This window comes from Aeromonas sp. R2-1, assembly GCF_040908425.1.
GTDB lineage: Bacteria > Pseudomonadota > Gammaproteobacteria > Enterobacterales > Aeromonadaceae > Aeromonas > Aeromonas caviae.
This window is the reverse complement of the sequence record NZ_JBFODR010000030.1, coordinates 56,714-80,357: the sequence shown is the minus strand read 5'-3', so window position 1 is coordinate 80,357 and position 23,644 is coordinate 56,714. Positions and strand designations below refer to the sequence as shown.

Annotated in this window: 25 protein-coding genes, 1 tRNA gene and 1 other RNA gene; 15 read left to right on the top strand and 12 right to left on the bottom strand. The window is 61.5% G+C overall.

Features of this window, described 5'->3' with window-relative positions:
- Positions 1 to 92: 92 nt before the first annotated feature.
- The gene (gene cmk / locus AB5Y80_RS10560; RefSeq protein WP_041215039.1) at positions 93 to 785 is read right to left on the bottom strand and encodes a (d)CMP kinase; all 693 of its coding nucleotides are present in this window, start codon (positions 783 to 785) and stop codon (positions 93 to 95) included.
- Positions 786 to 1,048: 263 nt separating this feature from the next.
- On the opposite strand from cmk, the gene ribA reads away from it, so the two are divergent.
- Positions 1,049 to 1,642 carry a GTP cyclohydrolase II gene (gene ribA, locus AB5Y80_RS10555; RefSeq protein WP_010675003.1) on the top strand — a complete coding sequence of 198 codons (594 nt, stop codon included), beginning with the start codon at positions 1,049 to 1,051 and terminating at the stop codon, positions 1,640 to 1,642.
- Between the two features lie 66 nt (positions 1,643 to 1,708).
- Here ribA and AB5Y80_RS10550 read toward each other — a convergent pair whose 3' ends face one another.
- Positions 1,709 to 2,611, bottom strand: coding sequence for a LysR family transcriptional regulator (locus tag AB5Y80_RS10550; RefSeq protein ID WP_368172889.1), 903 nt, complete (start codon positions 2,609 to 2,611; stop codon positions 1,709 to 1,711).
- Positions 2,612 to 2,704: 93 nt separating this feature from the next.
- On the opposite strand from AB5Y80_RS10550, the gene AB5Y80_RS10545 reads away from it, so the two are divergent.
- The gene (locus AB5Y80_RS10545) at positions 2,705 to 3,958 is read left to right on the top strand and encodes an MFS transporter (RefSeq protein WP_069651374.1); all 1,254 of its coding nucleotides are present in this window, start codon (positions 2,705 to 2,707) and stop codon (positions 3,956 to 3,958) included.
- On the opposite strand, the gene AB5Y80_RS10540 is transcribed toward AB5Y80_RS10545, so the two are convergent.
- The 5 genes from AB5Y80_RS10540 to AB5Y80_RS10520 form a co-directional block, all read right to left on the bottom strand.
- A complete protein-coding gene (locus AB5Y80_RS10540; protein WP_368172888.1) occupies positions 3,943 to 4,497 on the bottom strand; it encodes a VOC family protein in 555 nt (184 codons plus the stop codon). The two genes, AB5Y80_RS10545 and AB5Y80_RS10540, sit on opposite strands and share 16 nt — an antisense overlap.
- Positions 4,491 to 5,255: a hypothetical protein gene (locus tag AB5Y80_RS10535; RefSeq protein WP_010675007.1), complete on the bottom strand. Its 765-nt coding sequence runs from the start codon at positions 5,253 to 5,255 to the stop codon at positions 4,491 to 4,493. Before AB5Y80_RS10535 ends, AB5Y80_RS10540 begins: the two co-directional genes overlap by 7 nt.
- 153 nt (positions 5,256 to 5,408) lie before the next feature.
- On the bottom strand, positions 5,409 to 6,134 hold the full coding sequence (gene nfsA / locus AB5Y80_RS10530; protein ID WP_039038696.1) for an oxygen-insensitive NADPH nitroreductase: 726 nt from the start codon (positions 6,132 to 6,134) through the stop codon (positions 5,409 to 5,411).
- A 67-nt stretch (positions 6,135 to 6,201) separates the two neighbouring features.
- Positions 6,202 to 7,764: an AbgT family transporter gene (locus AB5Y80_RS10525; protein WP_042880686.1), complete on the bottom strand. Its 1,563-nt coding sequence runs from the start codon at positions 7,762 to 7,764 to the stop codon at positions 6,202 to 6,204.
- Between the two features lie 154 nt (positions 7,765 to 7,918).
- A complete protein-coding gene (locus AB5Y80_RS10520; RefSeq protein ID WP_029314665.1) occupies positions 7,919 to 9,859 on the bottom strand; it encodes a bifunctional diguanylate cyclase/phosphodiesterase in 1,941 nt (646 codons plus the stop codon).
- Positions 9,860 to 10,007: 148 nt separating this feature from the next.
- Here AB5Y80_RS10520 and AB5Y80_RS10515 point away from each other — a divergent pair, with 148 nt between their 5' ends.
- The 4 genes from AB5Y80_RS10515 to AB5Y80_RS10500 all read left to right on the top strand — a co-directional run bounded on the left by AB5Y80_RS10515 (position 10,008) and on the right by AB5Y80_RS10500 (position 13,290).
- Positions 10,008 to 10,730, top strand: a complete 723-nt coding sequence (locus AB5Y80_RS10515) for a DUF2982 domain-containing protein (RefSeq protein WP_275058586.1) — start codon at positions 10,008 to 10,010, stop codon at positions 10,728 to 10,730.
- Between the two features lie 82 nt (positions 10,731 to 10,812).
- On the top strand, positions 10,813 to 11,757 hold the full coding sequence (locus AB5Y80_RS10510; RefSeq protein ID WP_039038698.1) for a LysR family transcriptional regulator: 945 nt from the start codon (positions 10,813 to 10,815) through the stop codon (positions 11,755 to 11,757).
- Between the two features lie 46 nt (positions 11,758 to 11,803).
- On the top strand, positions 11,804 to 12,826 hold the full coding sequence (locus tag AB5Y80_RS10505) for a response regulator (protein WP_042016635.1): 1,023 nt from the start codon (positions 11,804 to 11,806) through the stop codon (positions 12,824 to 12,826).
- 32 nt (positions 12,827 to 12,858) lie between these two features.
- The gene (locus tag AB5Y80_RS10500) at positions 12,859 to 13,290 is read left to right on the top strand and encodes a PAS domain-containing protein (protein ID WP_039038700.1); all 432 of its coding nucleotides are present in this window, start codon (positions 12,859 to 12,861) and stop codon (positions 13,288 to 13,290) included.
- Positions 13,291 to 13,353: 63 nt separating this feature from the next.
- Here AB5Y80_RS10500 and ltaE read toward each other — a convergent pair whose 3' ends face one another.
- The 3 genes from ltaE to AB5Y80_RS10485 all read right to left on the bottom strand — a co-directional run bounded on the left by ltaE (position 13,354) and on the right by AB5Y80_RS10485 (position 15,647).
- Positions 13,354 to 14,370, bottom strand: a complete 1,017-nt coding sequence (ltaE, locus tag AB5Y80_RS10495) for a low-specificity L-threonine aldolase (protein WP_368172887.1) — start codon at positions 14,368 to 14,370, stop codon at positions 13,354 to 13,356.
- 86 nt (positions 14,371 to 14,456) lie between these two features.
- Positions 14,457 to 15,164, bottom strand: a complete 708-nt coding sequence (locus tag AB5Y80_RS10490) for a short-chain dehydrogenase (protein ID WP_039038702.1) — start codon at positions 15,162 to 15,164, stop codon at positions 14,457 to 14,459.
- 75 nt (positions 15,165 to 15,239) lie between these two features.
- Positions 15,240 to 15,647, bottom strand: a complete 408-nt coding sequence (locus tag AB5Y80_RS10485; protein WP_042016637.1) for a transcriptional regulator — start codon at positions 15,645 to 15,647, stop codon at positions 15,240 to 15,242.
- Positions 15,648 to 15,813: 166 nt separating this feature from the next.
- Here AB5Y80_RS10485 and AB5Y80_RS10480 point away from each other — a divergent pair, with 166 nt between their 5' ends.
- Positions 15,814 to 16,713 (top strand): aldo/keto reductase family oxidoreductase, encoded by a 900-nt coding sequence (locus tag AB5Y80_RS10480; protein WP_134997461.1) that lies wholly within the window; start codon positions 15,814 to 15,816, stop codon positions 16,711 to 16,713.
- 69 nt (positions 16,714 to 16,782) lie between these two features.
- On the opposite strand, the gene AB5Y80_RS10475 is transcribed toward AB5Y80_RS10480, so the two are convergent.
- Together AB5Y80_RS10475 and AB5Y80_RS10470 are read right to left on the bottom strand one after the other, a co-directional pair.
- On the bottom strand, positions 16,783 to 17,061 hold the full coding sequence (locus AB5Y80_RS10475) for an RNA-binding protein (protein WP_029314670.1): 279 nt from the start codon (positions 17,059 to 17,061) through the stop codon (positions 16,783 to 16,785).
- Positions 17,062 to 17,273: 212 nt separating this feature from the next.
- Entirely contained in the window at positions 17,274 to 17,816 is a 543-nt protein-coding gene (locus tag AB5Y80_RS10470; protein ID WP_161470304.1) for a hypothetical protein, read from the bottom strand.
- 174 nt (positions 17,817 to 17,990) lie between these two features.
- Between AB5Y80_RS10470 and mepA the strand changes: the two genes are divergently transcribed.
- The 8 genes from mepA (at position 17,991) to AB5Y80_RS10430 (ending at position 23,572) form a co-directional block, all read left to right on the top strand.
- Complete coding sequence (gene mepA, locus AB5Y80_RS10465; RefSeq protein WP_041215028.1) at positions 17,991 to 18,734, top strand: penicillin-insensitive murein endopeptidase; 744 nt, start codon at positions 17,991 to 17,993, stop codon at positions 18,732 to 18,734.
- Positions 18,735 to 18,776: 42 nt separating this feature from the next.
- Positions 18,777 to 19,382 carry a LemA family protein gene (locus AB5Y80_RS10460; RefSeq protein ID WP_201926030.1) on the top strand — a complete coding sequence of 202 codons (606 nt, stop codon included), beginning with the start codon at positions 18,777 to 18,779 and terminating at the stop codon, positions 19,380 to 19,382.
- Positions 19,379 to 20,113: a YgcG family protein gene (locus AB5Y80_RS10455; protein ID WP_041211561.1), complete on the top strand. Its 735-nt coding sequence runs from the start codon at positions 19,379 to 19,381 to the stop codon at positions 20,111 to 20,113. Before AB5Y80_RS10460 ends, AB5Y80_RS10455 begins: the two co-directional genes overlap by 4 nt.
- Positions 20,114 to 20,135: 22 nt before the next feature.
- Positions 20,136 to 20,753: a TPM domain-containing protein gene (locus AB5Y80_RS10450; RefSeq protein WP_039038708.1), complete on the top strand. Its 618-nt coding sequence runs from the start codon at positions 20,136 to 20,138 to the stop codon at positions 20,751 to 20,753.
- 265 nt (positions 20,754 to 21,018) lie between these two features.
- A tRNA-Ser gene (locus AB5Y80_RS10445) sits at positions 21,019 to 21,106 on the top strand.
- A gap of 55 nt (positions 21,107 to 21,161) precedes the next feature.
- Positions 21,162 to 21,290: non-coding RNA, RtT sRNA (locus tag AB5Y80_RS10440), on the top strand.
- 670 nt (positions 21,291 to 21,960) lie between these two features.
- Positions 21,961 to 22,719, top strand: coding sequence for a flagellar motor protein (locus AB5Y80_RS10435; RefSeq protein WP_039038709.1), 759 nt, complete (start codon positions 21,961 to 21,963; stop codon positions 22,717 to 22,719).
- The gene (locus AB5Y80_RS10430) at positions 22,697 to 23,572 is read left to right on the top strand and encodes a flagellar motor protein MotB (RefSeq protein WP_010675026.1); all 876 of its coding nucleotides are present in this window, start codon (positions 22,697 to 22,699) and stop codon (positions 23,570 to 23,572) included. Before AB5Y80_RS10435 ends, AB5Y80_RS10430 begins: the two co-directional genes overlap by 23 nt.
- Positions 23,573 to 23,644: the final 72 nt, after the last annotated feature.

Below are 23,644 nucleotides of genomic sequence, written 5' to 3'. Positions count from 1 at the left end.
GTTTATGTCACAAATGAAACATCCACTTGCAATCCGGCACAAGCGGGGTTGTTTTAAATTATCTGCGCCATCCTTGGTGCAGACGACTGACATCAGTTTGCGCTGACATCACCAAGTTGTTGCTCTGCATAGGCAAGCACCGTTGCCAGCACTTCATCTATGGTCATGGACGTTGAGTCTACAACAAGAGCATCTTCCGCGGGTTTCAGGGGAGCGACGGCGCGATTTCTGTCGCGATCGTCACGTTCCCGAATCTCGGTTAAAAGACGCTCAAAGTTAACATCAAAGCCCTTATCTTGCAACTGCTTATAGCGGCGCTGGGCCCGCTCCTCGGCGCTGGCGTCGAGGAAAATCTTTACATCCGCTTCGGGGAAAACCACTGTACCCATGTCGCGACCGTCGGCGATGAGACCGGGGGCTTGGCGAAATGCTCGCTGACGACGCAGCAGGGCTTCACGTACCCGGGGAAACGCCGCGATTTTGCTGGCTGCGTTGCCCACTTCTTCAGTACGAATGGTGCGGGAAACATCCTCCCCTTCGAGGATCACCTTGACCAGCTCCCCTTCTACCTGGAATTGCACATCCAGATTGGCGGCCAGGGGAACCAATGCTGCTTCGGAATCGAGCTCCACATCGTGATGCAGGGCTGCCAGGGAGAGCACCCGGTAGATGGCACCGGAATCGAGCAGGTGCCAGCCCAGTTTTTCAGCCAGCAACTGGCACAAGGTGCCTTTTCCTGCTCCACTTGGGCCATCAATAGTCATCACGGGGGCCATCTGAGCCATAACGTTTCTCCTGCGCACTCGGCATCTTGACTGGTTGCACACATCCCTGTCGGGATGGGGTAATGGGCGCCGATTATACCCGAATGCGCCGTCGCTGGCAGTTGTCAGGGCACACAATTGCGCAAAAGTCGTCGTGATTGCACCTATTCTGACCAATCGGGTTAACCCACTTCTCACGCAAGGTTTTGTTCTTATGGTTGTTCCGAACAATGCGCGCTAAACTGGCCGCCCTTTTTTAAGCAGCTGTAGTCAGGAGCAACCATATGAGCAGCGTTACCCTCGTGGCCAAATCCAAGTTGCCGACCCCCTGGGGCACTTTCACGCTGGTTGGTTTTCAGGAAACCGGCACGGGCAAGGATCATGCCGCGCTGGTGATGGGCGATATCGCAGACGGCGAACCCGTGCTGGGACGCATTCATTCCGAGTGTCTGACCGGGGATGCCCTGTTCAGTCTGCGTTGTGACTGCGGCTTCCAATTGCAGGCCGCGCTGGAAAACATCGCCAAGGCGGGCCGCGGCGTCCTGCTGTATGTCCGTCAGGAAGGGCGAGGCATCGGCTTGCTCAACAAGATCCGGGCCTATCATCTGCAGGATCAGGGGGCCGATACCGTGGAGGCCAACGTGGCGCTTGGCTTTGCCGCCGACATGCGCGACTACACCATCTGTGCCGACATGCTCAAGGCGCTCGAGGTCAAGTCCCTGCGCCTGATGACCAACAACCCGCGCAAGTTGAAGGCGATGGAATCCTTTGGCATCCCGGTGGCGGAGCGCGTGCCCCTTCAGGAAGGTCGCAATCCCCACAACGAGTTTTATCTCTCCACCAAGGCAAACAAGCTGGATCACCTGTTCAAGAAGTAAGGTTGCATCCACCTTGTCAGCATACGCCTCCAGATTGGAGGCGTTTTTATTGGTGATACCACTCAATCATTGAGTATCTGTAGCGCAATGGTGAGACGCATCCCCTTGTGCCAGCAAAAAATCCCGCAATGCCCGGTTCGCCATGGAGAGCGGATCCCCCCGTCGCCAGGCTACGCAGAGATCCAGGAAGATGGGGGGTGAAAAAGGGATGCCGGTGAGGGCCGGCTCCCCTTCCAGCGCCATGCGCAGGAAGGTCGTCACGGCGAATCCCTGACGCACCACCGCCTTGAGCAGCGGGATGAGATTGCTTTCGAACGCGATGTCAGGCTCAACCCCCAGCCCCTGCGCCAACACCTCCATGTGTTCCCTGTGGTAGAAGCCTCGCCGGAACATGGCGAGCTCCTGGCCGAAGAACTGTGGCAGCGAGACCGACTCAGCGCCGCGCAGGGGGTGCTCCTCCCCCACCACCATCAGCATCTCTTCCCGCAGCAGTTGCGCCCCCTCGAGGACCGGTGGCAGATCGCTGGTGATGAGGATGGCGAGATCCAGACTGCCATCCACCATGCGGCTGAGCAGCTCCCGGGTGCCCGCCTCCTCCACCCGGATCTTCAAGCCGGGGTAACGATGCTTGAACGCCATCAGGATTGGCGGGAAGTAATAGGAGCCCATCATGTAGGGGATGCCGATGCGCACCTCCCCCCGCTCCAGCCCCTTGAGCTCGGCCATCTCGGCCTCGGCCTGGTGCATCTGGCGCAGCAGCCGTTCGGCGTGGCGACAGAGGACCTCTCCCTCCGGGGTGAGGCGCACGCTGCGGTCCTGCCGGTCAAACAGCCGCAGATCGAGCTGCTGCTCCAGCTTGGCGATGGCCATGCTGACGGCAGGCTGGGCCACGTTCAGCCCCTGGGCCGCCCTGGTGAAGGAGCCGGCATCGCGCACCGCCAGCAGGTATCCGAGCTGTTTCAGATCCATATCAATTTCATTTATCAGGGTGATAACTTAAATATATTATATTTATACGTTTCGTCGCACTACTCTGCACAAAAGTCGTCGGGACAACTCCATATGATCGAAGTAGGCAGTCGCGAATGGATACGCGCCACCCTGGCTCTCAGCCTGGGCTCCTTCCTGGTATTCCTCAATCTCTACCAGACCCATCCCCTGCTGCCGCTCCTGGCAGAGGTTTTCTCGGTCAGCGCCCTGTCCGCCAGCTGGACGCTGGCAGGCTGCACCGCAGGGCTTGCAGGCTCCCTGCTCGTCTGTGCCCGTCTGGCTGATCGGTTCGGACGGCGGCGGATCATGCTGTGGACCCTGGCGGCCGCCATCCTGCTCTCCCTGTGCATCCCCTGGGTCACCCACTTTGATGTGCTGGTGAGCCTGCGCATCCTGCAAGGCGTCCTGCTGGCAGGGCTGCCCGCCACCGCCATTGCCTACATGGGGGAAGAGTTCAGCAAACGAGCCCTCATCGTAGCCGTCGGCGTCTATATCGCGGCCAACTCCCTGGGGGGCATCGCGGGTCGGGTGGTCGGCGGTCTGCTGGCTGGCTGGTTTGGTGACTGGCAGCACACCTTCCTCGGTATCGGGATCATCAGCCTCGCCCTGCTGCCACTGGTCATCTGGCTGCTGCCCGCCCAGCGCTGCTTCGTGGCCGTGGAGGCAGCCCCTGGGCAACTGCGCCGCGCCATCCAGAGCCACCTTGGCAACCCCTTGCTGGTGGGGGCCTATCTCATCGGCGGCCTCAACTTCATGGTCTTCCTGAATCAGTACAGCTATCTCACCTTCCTGCTGGCCAAGGCCCCCTTCTCCCTGCCGACCCAGTGGCTCGGCATGCTGTTTCTGACCTACCTCACCGGTACCGTCGCCTCTTCACTGAGCGGCCGCGGGGCCCATCGCTGGGGAGCACAACGCCTGCTGCTGGCGGGAATAACCTTGATGGCACTCGGCAGCCTGGCCCTGCTGCAGGGGAGCCTTGTCGCCATCATCGGGGGATTGCTTGTCTCGAGCTTTGGCTTCTTCCTGGCCCACGCCTGCGCCAGCGCCTGGGTCGGCCAGCACGTGGAGCACAACCGGGCGCTCGCCTCGTCGCTCTATCTGGTGGGGTACTACCTGGGAGCCAGTCTGGGCGGGCTTTATCTGCATCCCTTCTGGGAGCAGGGGGGGCTCTGGGGTCTGGTACTCGGCATCGAGCTGGTGTTGATGATCACCGCGGGGTTGAGCCTCTGGCTCGGTCACTTGAAAGGACGTGTGGCGCCCGCTTGTGCGTTGACGCCACAGGGTCAGGCTCCCGTCAACGGGCCCTCCCCTCACAGACCGTCATAATAGTCCGCCGGTACCGGCACTACGGCGCCGGTGCACAGCTCTTCGTCTATCACCTCGTCAAGCGAGCGCAGATGAAACTTGATCTGCCCAGAAGGCAGCATCAATCCTATATCCGGGTTGCGTCCGTCATCGATGTTGCCGGTCTTGAAGGGGACATCGGGATGCGTCGCCACCAAGGCCGTGAGCGAGGGCACCACCAGCTCGATATGTTCGAGCCCGGCCTGATGGCTTCGGCCCGCCTTGGGGGCGGCCAGTTCGATGCAGGGGACAGTCACCTGCTCCCAGCAGACGGGCTGGTGCAGGCGATAGGTGGCGATGGGACGCCCGCCTATCATCCCCTCCACCAGCAAGACTCCGTGGGCGGCCAGCACCGCTTTAAACTCCAGATATTCCGGCAGGGTGGCAGCGCGGTAGCAGAGGTGATCCACCACGGGGGAGCCATTGACTCCCATGACGGCACGCATTTCCGTGAGCAGTTGGCAAACAAATGGGGCCATGGGCCCCAGTGTGGAATCCAGGGGATGTGACATGATCACCATTTCTTCTTGGGTTGGAACAGGACGTCCAGTTCGTCCGTCTCTTTGTCCTTGATGTTTTGCAGCTCCTTCTCGCTGTGTTGCTGCAGGTGTTCTTCCAGCTGGCGCATCCCCTGACGCATGTCCTCTTCCCGCGCCAGCAGGTAGGGATCCTTGTCGGTGACATTGGCCAGCGCCCCCAGCCCCTTGGTATAGAGCTGCCGGCAGGTGCCGTACTGCCCCTGGATCTGGGCATCCATGGCCCGCTTGAGCAGGTTGGCGATGTTGATCTTGAGCTGCATCAGCTCGAGGCGGCGATCCTCCTGGGCAAAGCCCTGGGGATCTATCTTGCCCTTGTTGTGCTCGACCCGCAGCACGGCCCGCATCTTCTTGGCCAGTTGCAGCATCTGGATGGCCTGGCGGTCGGACTCCGGCGTCTTGAAATGTCCCTCGTCCTGGCTGCTGTAGTTCTCCTGCACGTTCTTGATCTGGAGCTGGACGTCGGCGATGCGCTGCTTGACCTGCGCATTGGGCATCACCAGCGCGATGGCGCGGTAGGCATCCAGGATCCGGTGTTGCAACAGCAGCACCATGTTTTTGGAAAAGGGCACCAGATTGACGTTCAGCAACACCTCTTCGGTCTCGTCTGCCACCGCCTTGTGACGGGCAATGGCCTGGCGCTTGTCCGATTCGGCCTTCTGCTTGTATTGCTGCACCACGTTATAGGCGATGACCAGAAACAGGAGTGCGCCGATTGACAGCAATATCAGGGTTAAAATCATAGGGTGTTCACACTCCAGTCCCAATCCAATTGCGAGATCCTACAACAGCTTAGCCTCATAGGGTAGCGCCCAGATCCCGTATTGCCTCACAAGAACGCTCGCAGGCGGTGACCGCATCCGGTGCGTCATGCTCCATATCGCCCGCCGCCCCCATTACTTGAGGCAAAAACCCTTCGACTGCAGGAATCCCAGCATGAAGGGCCTCGCCTCCTTGCCCAGGATCCCCCTGATCTGCCCGCTCCAGGTCTGATCCTTGTTGTTGCTGCTGCGGGCCTGGTAGTAGTCGTGGATCTGCCCGTCATACCGGGCCAGCAGGGCGCTATCCAGGGTGGCAGGATAGCGGTTCTCGTGCACCACCAGCGCCCGGGGCAGCCGCGGTTTTTGCTCCGGCCGCTGGGCGGGATGGCCCAGGCAGAGGCCAAACAGCGGGATCACCTGATGGGGCAGACCCAGCACCTCGCTCACCTCGGCCGGATTGTTGCGAATGCCGCCGATATAGACCCCGCCCAGCCCAAGTGACTGGGCCGCCAGCAAGGCATTTTGCGCCATCAGGGCGCCGTCGATGGCCCCGATCATGAGCTGCTCCACAAAGCCGGTGCGGGCCTCCGGCACTATCTGGCTGTGACGATGGTAGTCGGCGCAAAACACCAGAAACTCCGCCGCTTCGACCACATAGGCCTGATGGCCGGCCAGCTCCGCCAGGGTGGCCCGCAACCCCTTGTCGGTGACCCGGATGATGCTGTTGGCCTGGAGGAAGCTGGAGCTCGCGGCGCTCTGGGCGGCGCTCAGGATCTGATCCAGCTGCTCTGCGCTGACGGGCTCTGGGGTGAACTGGCGAATGGAGCGATGGGAAAGAATGAGATCGATGGTCGGGTTCATGGTACCTCCGGGATGAAGGGCACACTCTACCCAAAAAAAGCGGGGGGCCCAAGGCCCCCCGTCACCCTCAAGGGGCAGGATAGACATAGGGGGCCTGCAACCCAAGCGGGAACCCCAGCGCCCAGTAGATCAGCAGGAAGCCCGTCCAGCTCACCAGGAAGGCCAGGGAATAAGGCAGCATCATGGAGACCAGGGTGCCGATGCCTGTGCTCTTTACATACTGCTGGCAATAGACCACCACCAGGGGGAAGAAGACCATCAGCGGGGTGATGATGTTGGAGGCGGAATCCCCCACCCGATACGCGGCCTGAGTCAGCTCGGGCGAGATCCCCACCGCCATCAGCATGGGCACCAGGATGGGGCTGATGAGGGCCCACTTGGCGGAGGCCGAGCCCACCACTAGGTTGACGGTGGCCGTCAGCAGTATGATGCCGACGATGGTCACCTCTCCCGGCAGCGCCAGGGCGTGAAGCACCTCGGCACCGGAGAGCGCCAGCAAGGTACCGAGGTTGGAATCCCCGAACGCCTTGATGAAGAGGGCGCAGAAGAAGGCCATCACCATGTAGGAGCCCATCTTGTTCATGGTGGCCGACATGGCGTCGATCACATCCTTGCCGCTCTTGAAGCTGCCGGCGACAAAGCCATAGACGATCCCGGGCAAGATGAAGAGCAGGAAAATGAGGGGCACGATGGACTTCATCACCGGCGCGGCGAAGGTGGTGAGGGAACCGTCCGGTGCCCGCATCGGCGAGTCGCCGGGGGCCAGCGCCAGCCCCAGCAGCACCACGGCCGCCAGCATGGCGAACCCGGCCCAGTTGAAGGCCCGGCTCTCCTGAGCGCTGTAACGACCCATCTCGTCGGCGCTCTCCAGATCCTCGTTGAGAGGCACCTGCTTGAGGCGCGGCTCGACAATCTTCTCGGTGACAAACCAGCCCACGCAGATGATCAGCAAGGAAGAAGCGCCGGTGAAGATGATATTGCACAGGGTGTTGACCATGTAGTCAGGGTCGAACAACTGGGCTGCAGACTGGGTGAAACCCTGAAGCAGCGCATCCCCGCCGGAGGGCAGGAAGTTGGCGGCAAACCCGCCGGAAACCCCGGCAAAGGCTGCGGCAATCCCCGCCAGCGGGTGGCGACCCGCTGCATGGAAGATGATGCCGCCAATGGGGATCACCAGCACATAGCCCGCATCGGCGGCGGTATGGCTGACGATGGCCACTAGGATCAGCATGGGGGTCAGAAAGCGCGCCGGCGTCACCTTGAGCAGCTTCTTGAGCCCGGTGTTGATGAAACCGGACTGTTCAGCCACCCCGACCCCCAGCATGGCCACCAGCACGATGCCAAGGGGAGCAAACCCGGTGAACGTGGTGACCATGCTGGCGAGAAAGTCCGCCAGCCCTGCCCCGGTCAAGAGGTTGTTGATGACCACGGCCTCTCCGGTGCGGGGATTGACCAGATCGAAGGAGAACTGGGAGCCTATCCAGGAGCCGACCCAGACGATCAGCAAGGCATAGAGGAAGAGCATGGCGGGATCCGGCAGCTTGTTGCCCGCCTTCTCCACCCCGTTCAGAAAGCGGTTCAACCAGCCGTTGGGAGGGGCCGGACGCTCGTTCACTGCAGCTTGACTCATTATGGTGATACTCCATTACCAAGGAATGAGCGCGCATACTAGCGATAACGTCTAATGGATCCCATGATATGAGACAAAAATTCGATTAATTATGTTTAATTTGGCATCTCACACTTCATAAATGGGAGATGCCGCACATTTATCGACAACTTGCTCAATGGTTTGCGAGGGGATAGCGACCCAGCCGGCACTGTACTGCGAACCCCGCTGCCGCCACCTCTTCCGGGGTCATGGGACGGCTGAACAGAAATCCCTGGAAGACGTGGCAACCCTGGGTCTGCAGGGCCGCGAGCTCGTGCTCCTCCTCCACCCCTTCCGCCAGGATCCCGAGCCCCAGACTGGTGGCCATGGCCACCGTCGCCCGGATCACCGGCAGGTTGAGCCCCACCACGAAGGAGCGGTCCAGCTTGATGGTGTCGATCGGCAACCGGTTGAGGTAGGCCAGGGAGGAGTAGCCCGTCCCGAAGTCGTCGATGGCGATCTTGATCCCCTGCTCGCTCAGGGCGTCGAGGATCTCGATGCACCCCTTCATGTCCAGCATCAGCACCGTCTCGGTCAGCTCCAGGGTCAGCAGCGCCGCCTCCACCGAGAATACCTCGAGCAGTTGGGCCACCAGCTCCGGCAAACTGGCAGAGAGCTGGAAGCCCGAGAGATTGACCGACACCGGCACCCTCACCCCGTCCTGTCGCTGCCACTCCCCCATCTGGGCCAATGCGGTGGAGAGCACCCAGCTTCCAATTTCCCGGATGAGCCCCATCTCTTCGGCCAGCGGAATGAACTCCGCCGGCGACACATGGCCGAGCACGGGATTGTACCAGCGTACCAGGGCCTCGAAACCGATGACCCGACCTTGCGCCACATCCACCTGGGGCTGATAGCGCAGGCTGAGCTCCCCCCGACCGACGGCCTTGGCCAGAAACTGCTTGAGGGTCAGCTTGCGATGCAGGCTTTGCTGCATGCTGGGGGTGAAGCGCTGCCAGCGAAGCCGCCCCATCTGCTTGGCCTGATACATGGCCATGTCGGCACGGGTGATGAGATTGTCGCCATCATCCGCGTCGTCCGGGTAGATGGCGATGCCGATGCTGCCGCCGATGGTGACCTCGGGGACACCGCTCAGCTGCAGTGGCTTGCTCATCTGGGAGAGCATGAGATCCGCCACCTCCTGGGCCCGATCGCTCGCCTGGTTGAGGGGCACCAGGGCGGTGAACTCGTCCCCGCCAAGGCGCGCCAGCTCCACGTCCCGCGGGCAGATCTGCTTGAGCCGTCCGGCGACCCGCTCCAGCAGGCGATCCCCTGCCTTGTGGCCGTAGTTGTCATTGACCAGCTTGAAGTTGTCCAGATCCATGAACACCAGGGCAAAGCGCCCCCCGAGGCCGCAATAGGCTTCCAGGGATTTCATCAGGCCGTAGCGATTGAGCAACCCGGTGAGGGAGTCGTGCCAGGCCAGGTGGCGATGCTCCAGCTCTTCGAGCTTGCGATCCGTGATGTCCCGCATGGTCAGCAGGATCCGTGCCCCCTGCTGGATATGGCGAAACTGGTACTGGAACCAGCGCATCCCCTTCTGGGTGCGGCACTCCCCTTCGGCCACCACTTCGTCCAGACGGGAGAGGCGACGATAGAAGGCCTCGTCCGCACCGGAGAAGATCTGTGGCAGCGTCAGAATGCCGGTGCCAAAGCACATGTCGAAGTGATGGTTGCCGCTCTCGAGGCGCCCCTCGTTGTCAAAGAGACAGGCCAGGGTGTCGCCGGTGGCGAGGGAGGACTCCTGATAGAGGGTGTCGGCATCGATGACCGCTTCCGCCATCATCATCTGCCGTCCGGCAAGCTGGATCCCGGAAAGACGCAAATAGACCTGCTTCTTGACCCCCTTGGGCGAGAGGGTCCACCACTCGTTGTAACTGCGCTCCTGCTGGAAATCGCCGAGATAGCGCTGCAGCAGCAGATCGATGGCGGCGGCCATGTCGGCGGAGAAATCCCGGGACTTCAGCTCGGCCAGGGAGCTCGCCTCCCAGAGCCCGAGGGCAGCATCGTTGGCCCAGTAAATATGATGACGCTGGATGTCATAGACCCAGACAGGCGTGTGGAGGACATCCATCACGGTGAGCAGGCGTTCGTCTAGCGTATTCATGTTGAGTGATGATTCATGCTGAAAGCTCATGGTCGAACCAGTCGGTTGCGCCCCCTGACAGGAGCATTCGCGCTGGTACAAAATCCGTTCCGGCCCATAATCGGATAACAAACGGATGAAAAAAGGCCGAAATCATATGAAAACGCTACATGTGATCCCCATGGTACGAAGAAATGGACTCACACTGGTATTGTTGGGCATGGTGATAACCATTGCTATGATTTTTATACTTTTTTTTCTTCGTGAACAACTACTAATCCCCGCCATTTCCCTCCTCCTCGCGGGCCTGATGACAATTCTTGTCGGGGTTTGGAAACTGGGTGAGCCTCATTTTAGTCTCTCTTTGTGTCAGGACTGCCTGCAATACCATCACAAGTACGGCGGCTGGATCCTGAAATGGAGAAATATTCAGCGAATTGACCAACCACGTATCCATTTGGGGTGGGATCTGGTGGAGCTGCCCTACATCGGTTTGAAAATAAAGGATTACGACGCTTTTTTGACGCTGATCACACCCCGGCTCGCCGTCCGTCTGCTGACCGAGCAGCGCGCCGTGCTGATGCAGGCCATGCGAAGCGAGCGCTCCGACTGCCCGACCGGAGGGTGCGGCAGTGGGCTCCTGGGAGAGGGACTGCTGGAGGAGAGCCGCTTCTGCTCACCCTCCGGCCAGCGCTATGAGGGGGTGATCGCCATGCTCGGCAACCGCATGGCACGGCTGCGTGATTTGCTGGGGTACGATCTGCTGGTGCCCGACAACAGCCTGGACAGATCCCCGGAAGATTTCGTCCATCTGCTCCAGCAATACCAGCGCGAGTCGAATCTAATCCAGATCAATTAAACGCCGGATTGCGCTTGCCAAGCCCGGTGACTCTTCATAAGGTCACTGGCTTGTTACAGCCAGAACACCCCCTAAAACCGCTATGAAGTACATCGAAGAGTTCTATCTGTTCGTCAAGGTGGTGCAAGAGGGCGGTTTCTCCCACGCCGCCGCTGCGCTGGGCATGCCGACCGGCACCATTAGTCGACGTATCTCCCAACTGGAAGAGCAGCTCGGATGCAGCCTGCTGCACAGATCCACCCGCAAGCTGCGTCTCACCGACGAAGGGCTGCGCTATTACGAGCGCCTCTGTACCCCCCTTGCGGAAATAGAGCAGGCCACCGGCGAAATCCGGGGTGAGGAGACGGACATCAGCGGCCTCATCCGCCTCGCGGCCCCCATCGCCCTCTCCAACACCATCCTGGTCGACATGCTGGCGGACTTCGGCCTGCGCTATCCCGGGGTACAGTTCGACATCCGCCAGTCCAACGATCATGCCCTCCAGGCGGATCAGGACAGGGACCTGGTCTTTTTCAACGGCGAGCTTCCCCAGACCCTACCCAACGCCCTCTGCCTGGGCCACATCCAGTACGGTCTGTTCGCCTCCCCCCTCTATCTGGAGAAGATGGGGGTGCCCTCCCACCCGACCCAGCTGGAAGAGCACGATCTCATCTACTGCTGGCCCCACCAGCACTGGCAACTGAGCGGGCGGGACGAACAGACGGTCTGCATCAAGCGCACACCCCGCCTTTGCATCGACCAGACCCAGGCCGCCGTGCGAGCAGCCCAGCGCCACCTCGGCATCGTCAACGCCCCGCAGCACTATGTGCACCCCTTCCTGCAAGATGGTCAGCTCGTCCCCGTCCTGCCGGACTGGCAGTCGGGAAAACGTCCCTTCTACATGCTCCATTGCCAGCCCCGGTTCACCCCGTTGCGTGTTAAGATGTTCGCCGATTTCGTCGAGAAGCACTCCGAGCGCTATCGTACCCGTCAGCAGAACGATCAATTTTCACCGGCGCAGCCGCTGCCCGTTGCATCTGACGGCTGATGACCCACACTTAGCGCAATCCTCGTTGCACTGGTCGGCTAACACTATGAATGTATTGATATGTGATGACTCCGGGTTCGCGCGCAAACAGCTGGTGCGCGCCCTGCCCGCCGATTGGGATGTCACCTTGCACCAGGCCGCGGACGGGCTGGAAGGGGTCGAGCAGATCCTGATGGGGCACGGGGACCTGATCTTTCTCGATCTCACCATGCCGGAGATGGACGGATATGGGGTTCTCGAGACCCTCAAGCGAGAAGGGGTGCGCAGCAAGGTGATCGTGGTTTCCGGCGACATCCAGCCGGAAGCCCATGAGCGTGTCATGGCCCTTGGCGCCCTCGATTTCATCAAGAAGCCGGCCTCCCCGGACACCCTCCTTGCCCTGCTCAAGCGCCACGGTCTGTGGCAATCGGCCACCCAGGTGACGGCCATCCAGCCCCAGCCCGTCGCCAGCCACCAGGCTGCCCAGAGCAGCATCCAGTTCACCCCCGAGCTGCGGGATGTCTATCAGGAGCTGGCCAACGTCGCCATGGGCCAGGGGGCGGATCTGCTGGCCCGCCTGCTCGGCGCCTTCGTGCTGCTCCCCATCCCCAACGTCAACGTGCTGGAGGTCTCCGAGCTGCACATGGCGCTCTCGGCCGCCGCCGAGTCGGAGACGCTCTCTGCGGTCTGCCAGGGCTTCATCGGGGCCGGGATCGCCGGGGAGGCCCTGCTGCTGTTCCACGATGCCAGCTTCCAGGACCTGGCCCGCCTGATGAATCATCAGGGGGAGCTGGATCACGGCGCCGAACTGGAACTGCTGATGGACACCGCCAACGTGCTGATCGGTGCCTTCCTGCGCGGCTACGCCAACCAACTCGACACCCCTTTTAGCCAGGGTCACCCCGTGGTGCTGGGCCAGCACAGGCCCATTCAGGATCTCATTCGGACCAACCAGAGCCGCTGGCGCCGCACTCTGGCCATCGAGATCAACTATCGGGTGCAGGGCTATGCGGTGCAGTGCGATCTCTTGCTGCTGTTTACCGAAGATTCCATCGCCACCATGAACAACAAGATCATGCACATGCTCTGACCGCCCCGCGGCAGCAACCACCAGGAGTGACCATGGACATTCGGGAATTTCATTGGCTGATGAACATCGTCCAGAATCTGGACGTGGGGCTGGTCGTGCTCGACAGGGAGTACCGGATCCAGGTGTGGAACGGCTTCATGGAGAGTCACAGCGGCCGGCTGGCAGGCGAAGTGCGCGATCAAGGGCTGTTCTCGCTCTTCCCCGATGTGGACAAGGCCTGGTTCGAGCGCAAGGCCAACATGGTGTTCAAGCTCAACAACCGTGCCTTCAGCACCTGGGAGCAGCGCCCCTACCTGTTGCGCTTCTCCAACTACCGCCCCATCACGGGATCAGCCCCCTACATGTACCAGAACCTGACCCTGGTGCCGCTGGCCGACTTCGCCGGAGAGGTCACCCACCTGGCCATCATGATCTATGACGCCACCGACGAGGCCATGCTGATCACCGGCCAGCGCCAGGGATGACCGACCCTGCCATGACAACAAGGGCGCCCGATGGCGCCCTTGTTGTTGCGATGGGGAATGGCGTCAGCCACTCAGATACTCGGTGAAGGCGTCGATCACCTCGTCGATGTCATCGTCGGTGATCTGCAGGTGGGTCACCAGCCTGAGTTCCCCGTAGCCGGAGAAGAGAATACCGCGCTCCTTCATGAAACCCAGCAAGGTGACGGGATCCCCCTGGGTCAGGCGCAGGAATACCATGTTGGTCTGCACCTCCCCCAAGTTGAGTACGATGCCTGGCAACGCGGCCAGCCCCTCTGCCAGACGCCTGGCGCGGCGATGATCATCCGCCAGCCGGGCAACGTGCTGATCCAGCGCGAACAGGGCGGCCTGGGCCAGGATCCCTCCCTGGCGCATGCCGCCCCCCAGCATCTTGCGCAGCCGTCGGGCGCGGGCGATGAACACAGCCGATCCCACCAGCAGGGAACCCACCGGCGCCCCCAGTCCCTTGGAGAGGCAGACGGAGATGCTGTCAAAAGGCGCCGCGATGGCGGCCACCGGTTCCCCGCTCGCCACCACCGCATTGAAGAGGCGAGCCCCGTCCAGGTGAAGCTTCAGCCCCTTCTCGTCGACGAATTCGCGCATGGCGCGCAGGTAGGTCAATGGCAGCACCTTGCCGTTATGGGTATTTTCCAGGCAGACGAGGCGCGTCTGGACGAAATGGGGATCATCGGGAGCGATGGCCCCCCGCACATCCTCGATGGCCAGGGTGCCGTCCGCCTGCATGGGGACGGATTGCAGGGCCACCGAGCCCAGCACGGCAGAGCCCTGGGCCTCGTAGCGATAGATGTGGGAGGCCGCCCCCAGCACGGCCCCTTCCCCACGCTGGCAGTGACTCATCATGGCCAGCAGGTTGGACATGGTGCCGGAGGGCACGAACAGGGCCGCCTCCTTGCCAAGCAGTTCGGCGCCGCGGCGCTCCAGCGCATTGATGCTGGGATCTTCCCCATAGACATCGTCTCCCACCTCGGCATGCAGCATGCTCTGGCGCATGGCTTCCGTGGGCTGGGTCACGGTATCACTTCGTAAATCGATATAGCGCATGTCATCCTCCTGATGCAGGACGATGACATTAACCAGCCGACACCCGGCTGGCAAGAAACGGCAAGCGGGAATGTGAGCCCGGCGGCTCACCAGGGCAGCGACTGACCCTGCAGATCCACGAAACGGCCCGAGTGCGCGGGCGTCAGTGTGGCCATCAGATCCAGCAGGCGGACGGCGACCTCGGCGGGGTCCTGCAGCAGGGCGGGATCCATCTCCTGAAGAAAAGGTTGCTGCATGGGGGTATTCATGAGGCCGGGATGCACGGTGATGACACCGGCGCCGGGAAAACGTCCGGCCCACTCACCCGCCAGGATCCGGGATCCCATGTTGAGGGCGGCCTTGCTCATGCGGTAGCTGTAATGGCACATGGCCTCCTGGCCCCCCTCCTCCAGGCTTCCCGCCCGATCCGAGAGGGTGCAGAGCCAGAGCGTGCTCTGGGGCATCATGCGCCGGCTGAGGTTGGCACCAAGGGCCAGGTGGGGCCAGGCATTGGCCAGCAGACTCTCTTCGAGCCATTGGGGGGTCACCTCCTCCACCCGCCGCTCCGGCATGTGGGCAAGATCATGGAGCAGGCCTATGGTGTTGATCACCACCGTCGGCAGGGTGGTGCTGTCATAGAGGGTGAAGAGGGCCTCAAAAGAGAGCGAGTCCACTTCCTGCAGCGGAAAGTAGCAGGCGGGATCCAGCCCCCTGGGCAGTTGCCTGCCCGCCAGCAACCACTCTTCGCCCCGTCTGGCCAGCTCCCGTGCCAGCGCACTGCCCAACCCGCCACTGCCCAGGATCAGATAGCTCATCTGCGTGTCCTTGGATTTGATCACTGCTTAGAGGGTATCAGAAGAATGGCGGACTGCCGGGAGTACCCGTCAGGCTCAGGCCTCGGCCAGATGGCGCCCAAACTCCCGCGCCCGGGCCAGGTCCAGAAAACCGTCCGCCTGCTTGTGGCTGCGCAGGAACTGGTAATAGGCGAGCAGGGTCACCAGTTGCTCCTCGTCCGGCATGGGCTTTCCCGGACGGGTCTCCTGCACCAGCGACCCCGCCGCCGCCAGCGCGTCCCTGTCCACCACCTCGGCCTGACGATAGAGATACCCGCAACCGGTGGCGAGCCACTCCAGCGAGCAGTTGGCCCCCATGGCAATCTGGTTCGCCTTGCCAAGGCCGGGCTCGGCCCCTTTCAGATACTTGCGGATCAGGGCTTCACTCAACCCCACCTTGCGGGCAAAGGCGCTCACACTCCCCTCCCCGATCAGGCTTTGCAGCCTGGCGGCAAATCCTTCCATCACCCCTTCTCCTCTCACTGACACCGGGATCTTGACCCGTCGGAGTCAGAACCATAGTTCGAATTCGCGAAGGGGGCATTATTGCCTTGTCCGCCGGAAGAGACCAAGATGCTGGCACATGATTTTGCCCCTTTCTTTTCGCATTGTTATCTCCAGAGGAGTCACCATGTCCGTATCCCGTCTGGCCCTGCATGAGCAAGGCCCCACCTTTTCCCGCCTCATCATGGGCTACTGGCGCCTGATGGAGTGGCAGCTCTCCCCCGCCGCCCTGCTGGACCTGATGAAATATCACCTTGATCTCGGGGTCACCACCATCGATCACGCCGACATCTACGGTGGCTACCAGTGTGAGGAGGCCTTCGGCCATGCCCTGCGCCTGGAGCCCTCCCTGCGCGATCGCATGGAGATCGTCAGCAAGTGCGGCATCGCCCTCACCGCCAATCCGGCCCACGCCCTAAATCACTACAACACCGGCAAGGGACACATCGTCGCCAGTGCCGAAGCCTCCTTGCAAAAGCTCGGCACCGATCATCTGGATCTGTTGCTGATCCATCGCCCCGACCCCTTGATGAACGCCGACGAGGTGGCCGACGCCTTCATCACCCTCAAGCAGGCAGGCAAGATCAAGCACGCCGGGGTCTCCAACTTCACGCCCCATCAGTTCGCCCTGCTGCAATCCCGCCTGCCCTTCCCCCTGGTCACCAACCAGCTGGAGATCTCCCCGCTCCATCAGGAGGGGACGCTGGATGGTGCCCTGGATCAATGCCAGCAACTGCGCATCAAGCCCATGGCCTGGTCCTGCCTTGGCGGCGGGCGGCTGTTCCATGCCCCCGACTATGCCCCGCTGCGGTCGGAACTCGAGCAGATCCGCCAGGAGGTGGGCGCCGACTGTCTGGAGCAGGTGGTCTACGCCTGGGTGATGATGCTGCCGAGTCAGCCGCTGCCCCTCATCGGCTCCGGCAAACGGGAGCGGATCGCCGCCGCCGTGGCAGCCGAGTCCATTGAGCTCACTCGCCAGCAGTGGTTCCGCATCCGCAAGGCCGCTCTGGGTTATGACGTTCCCTGAGTCTGCACCAGACCCTGAAAACAAAAACGGCATGGAGGATTCCATGCCGTTTTCCGTTATCGAGACGATTCAACGATGGCGCTGGGGGCGACCACGGGGTGCATCCGTCTTCGGTTTGGCCTGATTGACCGTGATGGTGCGGCCGCCGACCTCGGTGCCGTGCAACTCGGCGATGGCCTTCTCGGCCTCGCCATTGACCGGCATTTCAATGAAACCAAACCCCTTGGACTGACCGGTATCGCGGTCGATGATGATATCGACCTTGTCTACCTGCCCAAATTGGCTGAACACGGTTGTCAGTTCGTCGGCCGTCATCCGGTACGACAGATTACCTACGTAAATCTTCATGCCATCCACTCTCGATTCAAGGTGCCTTATCTATGCATCCACCGACCTGGGAGTAAGGGCACAACCCCCCTGCCGGACCAGCCACGGCATCATGCCATGGCACTTCCAGCTTCGTATCCCAAGTCCTTGATCTCTTGGGCTATCGGAGCAGGAAAGATCAAATCGAATCAGAGGCAGTATCTGAGCATTGGGATGAATTGTCGAGAAAATAGTCAGAGCGGGTGCAGCTCGGCCAGTAATGTGCCGAGGGCACGACGCCCATGCCAGGCACGTTTGAACCCGAATCGATAGACCCCGGGGGCCACTTCGTGAGTCCCTTCCCGGGACAACCCGAGCAGGCTGGTGGCCGTCGCCAGGGTCACCTCATCCAGCCCGAGATCCAGGCTGAAATCGAGCCACTGGCCATCGTGTCCCACCTTGCGATCCCGCTCCAAGCCCACCAGCACAGCTCTGGGCAGCGCCAAGGCCCGGTCTTCGCCACCATTGAGCAGATAGAGATGGCGTTCATCCCAGGCAAGCTCCGCCAGACGCCAGCGCTGCCAGTTGCGCGGCAACACCATCATCACCAGCACGATACCGCCAAAGACCACCCCGACCCAGGGCAGCAGGCCCATGTCGGGATATCCCAGCCAGAGGGCGGCCACCACAGTGGCGAGACTCGCCAGCAACAGGCAGATCATCACCCCGTAAAACCGCCGGGCCGGGGGCATCAGCCAGCGCACGTTCTCTTGCGCTGCCAGCTCACTGACTCTCATCTTCTCTTCTCCTTCTGTGATGCGAACGGCCTTGCCGTCGCTGCGTTGCCGCGCATTGTGCGCGAGCGACGCGCCGCGATGCAACCGCCACCGCGACACGGATGACGGCCAGCCGCCACTCTTGGTATGCTTGGGGCTGTCTGAGCCCGCACTGGGCGCCATCCCGGGAGTCCCATGTTCGCCACCGCCCTGCTCTTGTCCGCGAGCACACTCTATGCCGAGGCCATCGGCGGCTACTCCGCCGGCTGCCTGAAAAATGCCGTGGCCCTGCCCCTCGAAGGTCCTGGTTATCAGGTGATCCGCACCAAACGGCTGCGCTATTACGGTCACCCCGACCTCATCCATTACCTGCAGCATCTGGCCAACCAGACCAGACTGGCCGGCATGCCGGATCTCTATATCGCCGACCTCGCCATGATGCATGGGGGGCCCTTTACCTCAGGTCATCGCAGCCACCAGACCGGCCTGGATGCCGACATCTGGTTCAGGATGGCTGACAGACCCATCAGCCGCTGGGAGCAGGATGCCCCCAGGGAGTGGGCGCTGATCGACGAACCCAGCTACCGGATGCTGCCCGGCCGATTCGGCCCAAGGCAGCTCAATCTGCTGCGCCTTGCGGCTGATCGCCCCGAGGTGGCGCGTATCTTCGTCAACCCCGTCATCAAAGCCGAGGTGTGCAAACAGGCACCCGGTGAAGCCTGGGTCGGCAAGCTGCGCCCCTGGGTCGGCCACTTCAGCCACTTTCACGTGCGCCTGCGCTGCCCGGCAAACAGTCCGGACTGCCAGCCCCAGGCTCCCATTCCCCCCGGCAATGGCTGTGGGGAGGAGCTGGCCTCCTGGCTCAAGGACAAACCCCAGCTGCCCAAGGTGTCGATGAGCTACCGCGCCCCCCTCTTACCCAGGCGTTGTGAGGGCTGACCACAAGCTGTTATGGTGAACCTATTTCCGAGAGAAATATCAATGGAGAACAACAAGATGGCCACTTCACTCTGGCAGCGTGGTACCCGTGCCCTGCTGACCCTGACCCTGCTGCTGGGTTTGACCGGCTGCGGCATGAACACCATTCCGACCCTGGATGAGCAGGTCAAAGCGAGCTGGGGACAGGTCGAGAACCAGTACCAGCGCAGGGCCGATCTCATTCCCAACCTGGTGGCCACCGTCAAGGGGTACGCCAGCCATGAGCAGGAGACCCTCAAGGCTGTCACCGATGCCCGTGCCCGAGTCGGCAGCGTGCAGGTGAGTGACCTCTCCCAGCTCAAGGCGTTCGAGGCGGCGCAGGAGCAGCTCTCCAGCGCCCTCTCCCGGCTGATGGTGGTGGTCGAGCGCTACCCGGATCTGAAGGCCGATCAGCAGTTCCTGACCCTGCAGGCCCAGTTGGAAGGCACCGAGAATCGCATCGCGGTGGCCAGACGGGATTACATCGAAGCAGTACGCCAGTTCAATACCGAGATCCGTACCTTCCCCGGGGTCATCTGGTCCAAGCTGCTCTACTCCGATCTGGAAGCCAAACCCACCTTCAGCGCCAAACCCGGTGCCGATGAGGCGCCCAAGGTCAGCTTCCAATGAACGTGATGAGACGCTGGCTGGCGCTCTGTCTGCTGCTCTGTGCCACGGCGCTGCATGCCGCCCCCGATTTCCCGGCCCTGACCGGGCGGGTGGTGGACGAGGCCAATCTGATGTCCCGCAAGCAGGCCCACCAACTCGCACAGCAACTGGCCGTCTTCGAGAAGCGCAGCGGCGTCCAGCTGGTGGTGGTCTCCATCGACACGCTGGCGGGGGATACCATCGAAGAGTACGGCTACCAGCTCGGTCGCCACTGGGGCATCGGCCAAAAAGGCAAGAACAACGGCGTGCTGCTGATCATCGCCCAGGACGAGCGCAAGGTGCGCATCGAGGTGGGTTATGGCCTGGAAGGTGCCCTGCCCGACGCCATCGCCGCCAATATCATCCAGACCCGGATCCTGCCCGCCTTCAAGCGCGGTGACATGGTGGCCGGCATCCTCGCCGGCAGCCAGGGCATCATGCAGGCCCTGGCCGGGGAGTATCAGCCCGTGGACAACACCAGCAAGGCCGACAAGCAGGGAGGTCCCTGGCTCTTCATCCTGGTGGTGATTGCGATGATCGTGCTGCACAACCTGCGCGGCGGCGGCGGTGGGCCGGGAGGACGTCGCCGGGCCGCCTACATGGCCGGTGGATTCGGTGCCGGCTCCTTTGGCGGCCGCACTGGCGGTGGTGGTGGCGGTTTCAGTGGTGGCGGCGGCAGCTTTGGCGGCGGCGGTGCATCTGGCGGTTGGTAATCAGGGAAAAAGAGACAACAAGATGATTTCGAAACAGTTTTTCCACACCTTGCAGGCCAGGGTTCGACAGGCCGAGCAGGCCACGGATGCCGAACTGGTCACCGTGCTGGCCCCGGCCAGCGATGGCTATCGCTATATTCCGACCCTGTGGGCCGCCCTGCTCGCCATGCTCACCCCCCTGCTGGTCTTCCAGCTCGGCTTCTGGCTTGGCTGGTACGAGATCCTGCTGGTGCAGTGGTCGGTCTGGTTGCTGCTGAGCCTGCTGTTCCACTGGACGCCCATCAAGATGCGGCTCATCCCCCACAAGGTACGCCGTCACCGGGCCGCCCTGATGGCCCGCCTGCAGTTTGTCGAGCAGGGACTTCACCGCACCCGGGACCGGCTCGGTGTGCTTATCTTCGTCTCGGTGGCGGAGCACTATGTGGAGATCCTGGTAGACGACGGGATCGCCCAGCACATCGACAACACCCAGTGGCAGCAGATCATCGACGACTTCGTGGTTCGGGTACGCAACAAGGAGGTCGAGCAGGGGTTCCTGGAGTGCGTGGAGCGCACCAGCGCCATTCTGACCGACGCCTTCCCCGCAACCCGGGATCAGAACGAGCTGCCTGACAGCCTGATCATTCTCGACAAGCCCTGAATGGGCTTAAAAAACCAGCATTCTGTTCAAGGGATAGGCACTCGATAAAGATTATGAAAAATAAGGGGAAAAGTGGTTGACCCAGGCAGCCCTTTCCCCTAAATTACGCCCCGTTCCAGCGCAACGGCGCAGCGAACACCGTGTTGGCTGAACACGTTAAACCACAGACAAAATTTGGTGCGGTATCCGAGAGGCTGCCCACCGACGAAGTCGGCAAGATGCACGCGCAGCGCGCTTCGAAAACCACTTCAAGCAGTAAAAATTTGGTGAGGTGTCCGAGTGGCTGAAGGAGCACGCCTGGAAAGTGTGTATACGGCAACGTATCGAGGGTTCGAATCCCTCCCTCACCGCCAAATTGTAAAAACCGACCTCAGGGTCGGTTTTTTGCATCTGGTGACATGGCAACATCCGATGCCGATGGAGGGAGGGTGAGAAGCCTCGTCGGGTTCGAGCAGAGCAGCTTGCTGCGATGAACGGCCGCAGGTCGCCCCGAAGGGGTGAGCCACGCAGTGGTGAATCATCCCTCCCTCACCGCCAAATAAAGTAAAAGGCCCCGTCGCAAGACGGGGCCTTTTACTTCTTCCGAAGATGGGCGGCTCGGTTCGAACCCTGTCGACAGGCGGGCAGGATAGCCCGACTGGACGGCCAGAGGCCGCCCACAGGGCGAGCGCCAGGGATGGTGCGAGTCAATCCCGAACCAGCGTACAGCTTGAAGAATCGACCCCAGGGTCGGTTTTTTGCTTCAAGGCGTCTGCCAACCCCCTGGCAGGAGAAACCCGTCATCGGCGGGGCCAGAAAAAACGGCTTGCCGCGATACCTGGCCAAGTGCCGCCCAGCCAATCCCATCCCTTCCGCCTCTCTGCTCTCAGCTCTCTGCTCTCTGTCGACAGGGGATATACCCCGAGGGCAGCCAGCCCTTTCTCGTTGACAGCGCATTACGCCAAGCAAAGAGAAAATGACGATATAAATAACCAATATCCTCTCACAGATAGCACAGTATATTGTGATATCACCTGGAGAACTGCCTCGTCCTGCCATACCAGCGCCGTCAACCTGCTCTGCTGACCAGGCGGCACAGGCCGATGCCACCGGACAATACCGGGTCTGCGCAACCTCTCGGATATTGCTCACCGATTGGATATCGTTTTGAAAAACTGATAGTTAAATGGCTACACTAGCCTCACACATCGCATAGGGATATGGACAAATGAGTCTTATTGGCTTGCTGCTGGCCCTGGCAGCCATTCTGGGTGGTAACATGATAGAAGGGGGGCACCCCAGCGCCCTGCTCGATCTGCCCGCCTTTCTCATCGTGATCGGCGGTACCGTCGGTGCCGCACTGACCCAGTTTCCTTTCTCCGTGGTTGGTAAAACCCTCAAGCGCTTCAAGTGGCTCATCACTCCCCTGCGCCTCGACATGCTGGAGCAGGCCCAACTGCTTGAAACCCTGGCGGGCAATGCACGGCGCAGTGGCATGCTGGCACTGGAGGGTATGATCGACGACATCAAGGATCCCTTCCTGCAAAAAGGGGTACAGATGATGGTCGATGGCTACGAGAAGACCAAAATCCACGAGGTACTGGAAAACGAGATCGAGTTCGAGCAGGAAGATATCGAACAGACCGTCAAATTCTACGAGGCCATGGGGGGCTACTGCCCGACCATGGGGATCGTCGGGGCCGTATTTGGCCTCATTCACGCCATGGGCCTGCTGGATGCCCCCGACAAGCTGGGGGGCGCCATCGCGGTGGCCTTTATCGCCACCATCTACGGGGTGTCGGCCGCCAACCTCATCTTCCTGCCCTTCGGCAACCGCTACAAGTCGTTTGCCCATCAGATCCGCCACTACAAGGAGATGACCCTCACCGGCATCCTCTGCATCGTGGACGGCGAGTCACAGCAACGGCTGCAAGTGACCCTTGAGCCTTACCTCGGAGGCCACAGTGGCGAAAAAGAAAAAGGCTGAGGCGCCGGAGAACCACGAACGCTGGCTGGTCTCCTACGCCGACTTCATGACACTGCTGTTCGCCCTGTTCGTGGTGCTCTACTCCTTCGCCATGGCCAAGCAGTCGGAGACTCGCGTGCTCATTCAGGGCTTTATCGAATCTCTTGGCAAGATAGGGCTGGTTTCCCTTCCCGCCGGCTCCCCCGTGATGCAGGGGGGCACAGGCATACTGGAACCCGAGTCCAAGACCACCCCCAATACCTCCCAGAAAGAGCAGGTGCTGGATACCCAGACGCCCGCAGCGGCGGCCGACCCTTTCAACGAGACCATCGGCTCCTCGGAGAAACCTACGGCCACGGAGTCCTGGCCCCACAAGACCAAGGAGCAGGATTGGGTCACGGTCACCAAGCAGAAGCTGGATCAGCAGCTCAAGAGCCAAATCGAGTCCAAGGAGATCGAGGTGGAGCAGCTTGGCAGCCAACTGGTGATCCGCATCGGCGAGAAGACCTTGTTCCCGGCCGACTCCGCCTTCTTGCAGCCCCAGTTCATTCCCCTGGTCAACAAGGTCTCGGACGTGCTGGCGGACATTCCCGGCATGGTGGTGGTCACCGGTCACACCGACAACTCCCAGGCGCCGGTGGAGCTCTATCGCAACAACTGGGAGCTGTCGGTGCTGCGGGCGGCCACCATCACCCACACCCTGCTGACCAACCCCAAACTGGATTCACGACGGCTGATCGCCCAGGGGGTGGCGGATACCCAACCCCGTTATCCAAACGATACCCCGGCTCACCGCCAGGCCAACCGCCGGGTGGAGATCGTGCTCTCCCAGGGCAAGGCGGCAGAGCAGAGCCTCCCCGTTCTCCAACCCTGAAACAGACCCCGCCATGCGGGGTCTTTTGTTTCCTGCCATCCACCGGATTTTCAAACTATCCGGTTTTTTTCT

Coding starts and splice junctions, on each gene's coding strand:
- cmk (WP_041215039.1), bottom strand. CDS start 785: ATGGCTCAGATGGCCCCCGTGATGACTATTGATGGCCCAAGTGGAGCA.
- ribA (WP_010675003.1), top strand. CDS start 1,049: ATGAGCAGCGTTACCCTCGTGGCCAAATCCAAGTTGCCGACCCCCTGG.
- AB5Y80_RS10550 (WP_368172889.1), bottom strand. CDS start 2,611: ATGGATCTGAAACAGCTCGGATACCTGCTGGCGGTGCGCGATGCCGGC.
- AB5Y80_RS10545 (WP_069651374.1), top strand. CDS start 2,705: ATGATCGAAGTAGGCAGTCGCGAATGGATACGCGCCACCCTGGCTCTC.
- AB5Y80_RS10540 (WP_368172888.1), bottom strand. CDS start 4,497: ATGGTGATCATGTCACATCCCCTGGATTCCACACTGGGGCCCATGGCC.
- AB5Y80_RS10535 (WP_010675007.1), bottom strand. CDS start 5,255: ATGATTTTAACCCTGATATTGCTGTCAATCGGCGCACTCCTGTTTCTG.
- nfsA (WP_039038696.1), bottom strand. CDS start 6,134: ATGAACCCGACCATCGATCTCATTCTTTCCCATCGCTCCATTCGCCAG.
- AB5Y80_RS10525 (WP_042880686.1), bottom strand. CDS start 7,764: ATGAGTCAAGCTGCAGTGAACGAGCGTCCGGCCCCTCCCAACGGCTGG.
- AB5Y80_RS10520 (WP_029314665.1), bottom strand. CDS start 9,859: ATGGATGTCCTCCACACGCCTGTCTGGGTCTATGACATCCAGCGTCAT.
- AB5Y80_RS10515 (WP_275058586.1), top strand. CDS start 10,008: ATGAAAAAAGGCCGAAATCATATGAAAACGCTACATGTGATCCCCATG.
- AB5Y80_RS10510 (WP_039038698.1), top strand. CDS start 10,813: ATGAAGTACATCGAAGAGTTCTATCTGTTCGTCAAGGTGGTGCAAGAG.
- AB5Y80_RS10505 (WP_042016635.1), top strand. CDS start 11,804: ATGAATGTATTGATATGTGATGACTCCGGGTTCGCGCGCAAACAGCTG.
- AB5Y80_RS10500 (WP_039038700.1), top strand. CDS start 12,859: ATGGACATTCGGGAATTTCATTGGCTGATGAACATCGTCCAGAATCTG.
- ltaE (WP_368172887.1), bottom strand. CDS start 14,370: ATGCGCTATATCGATTTACGAAGTGATACCGTGACCCAGCCCACGGAA.
- AB5Y80_RS10490 (WP_039038702.1), bottom strand. CDS start 15,164: ATGAGCTATCTGATCCTGGGCAGTGGCGGGTTGGGCAGTGCGCTGGCA.
- AB5Y80_RS10485 (WP_042016637.1), bottom strand. CDS start 15,647: ATGGAAGGATTTGCCGCCAGGCTGCAAAGCCTGATCGGGGAGGGGAGT.
- AB5Y80_RS10480 (WP_134997461.1), top strand. CDS start 15,814: ATGTCCGTATCCCGTCTGGCCCTGCATGAGCAAGGCCCCACCTTTTCC.
- AB5Y80_RS10475 (WP_029314670.1), bottom strand. CDS start 17,061: ATGAAGATTTACGTAGGTAATCTGTCGTACCGGATGACGGCCGACGAA.
- AB5Y80_RS10470 (WP_161470304.1), bottom strand. CDS start 17,816: ATGAGAGTCAGTGAGCTGGCAGCGCAAGAGAACGTGCGCTGGCTGATG.
- mepA (WP_041215028.1), top strand. CDS start 17,991: ATGTTCGCCACCGCCCTGCTCTTGTCCGCGAGCACACTCTATGCCGAG.
- AB5Y80_RS10460 (WP_201926030.1), top strand. CDS start 18,777: ATGGAGAACAACAAGATGGCCACTTCACTCTGGCAGCGTGGTACCCGT.
- AB5Y80_RS10455 (WP_041211561.1), top strand. CDS start 19,379: ATGAACGTGATGAGACGCTGGCTGGCGCTCTGTCTGCTGCTCTGTGCC.
- AB5Y80_RS10450 (WP_039038708.1), top strand. CDS start 20,136: ATGATTTCGAAACAGTTTTTCCACACCTTGCAGGCCAGGGTTCGACAG.
- AB5Y80_RS10435 (WP_039038709.1), top strand. CDS start 21,961: ATGAGTCTTATTGGCTTGCTGCTGGCCCTGGCAGCCATTCTGGGTGGT.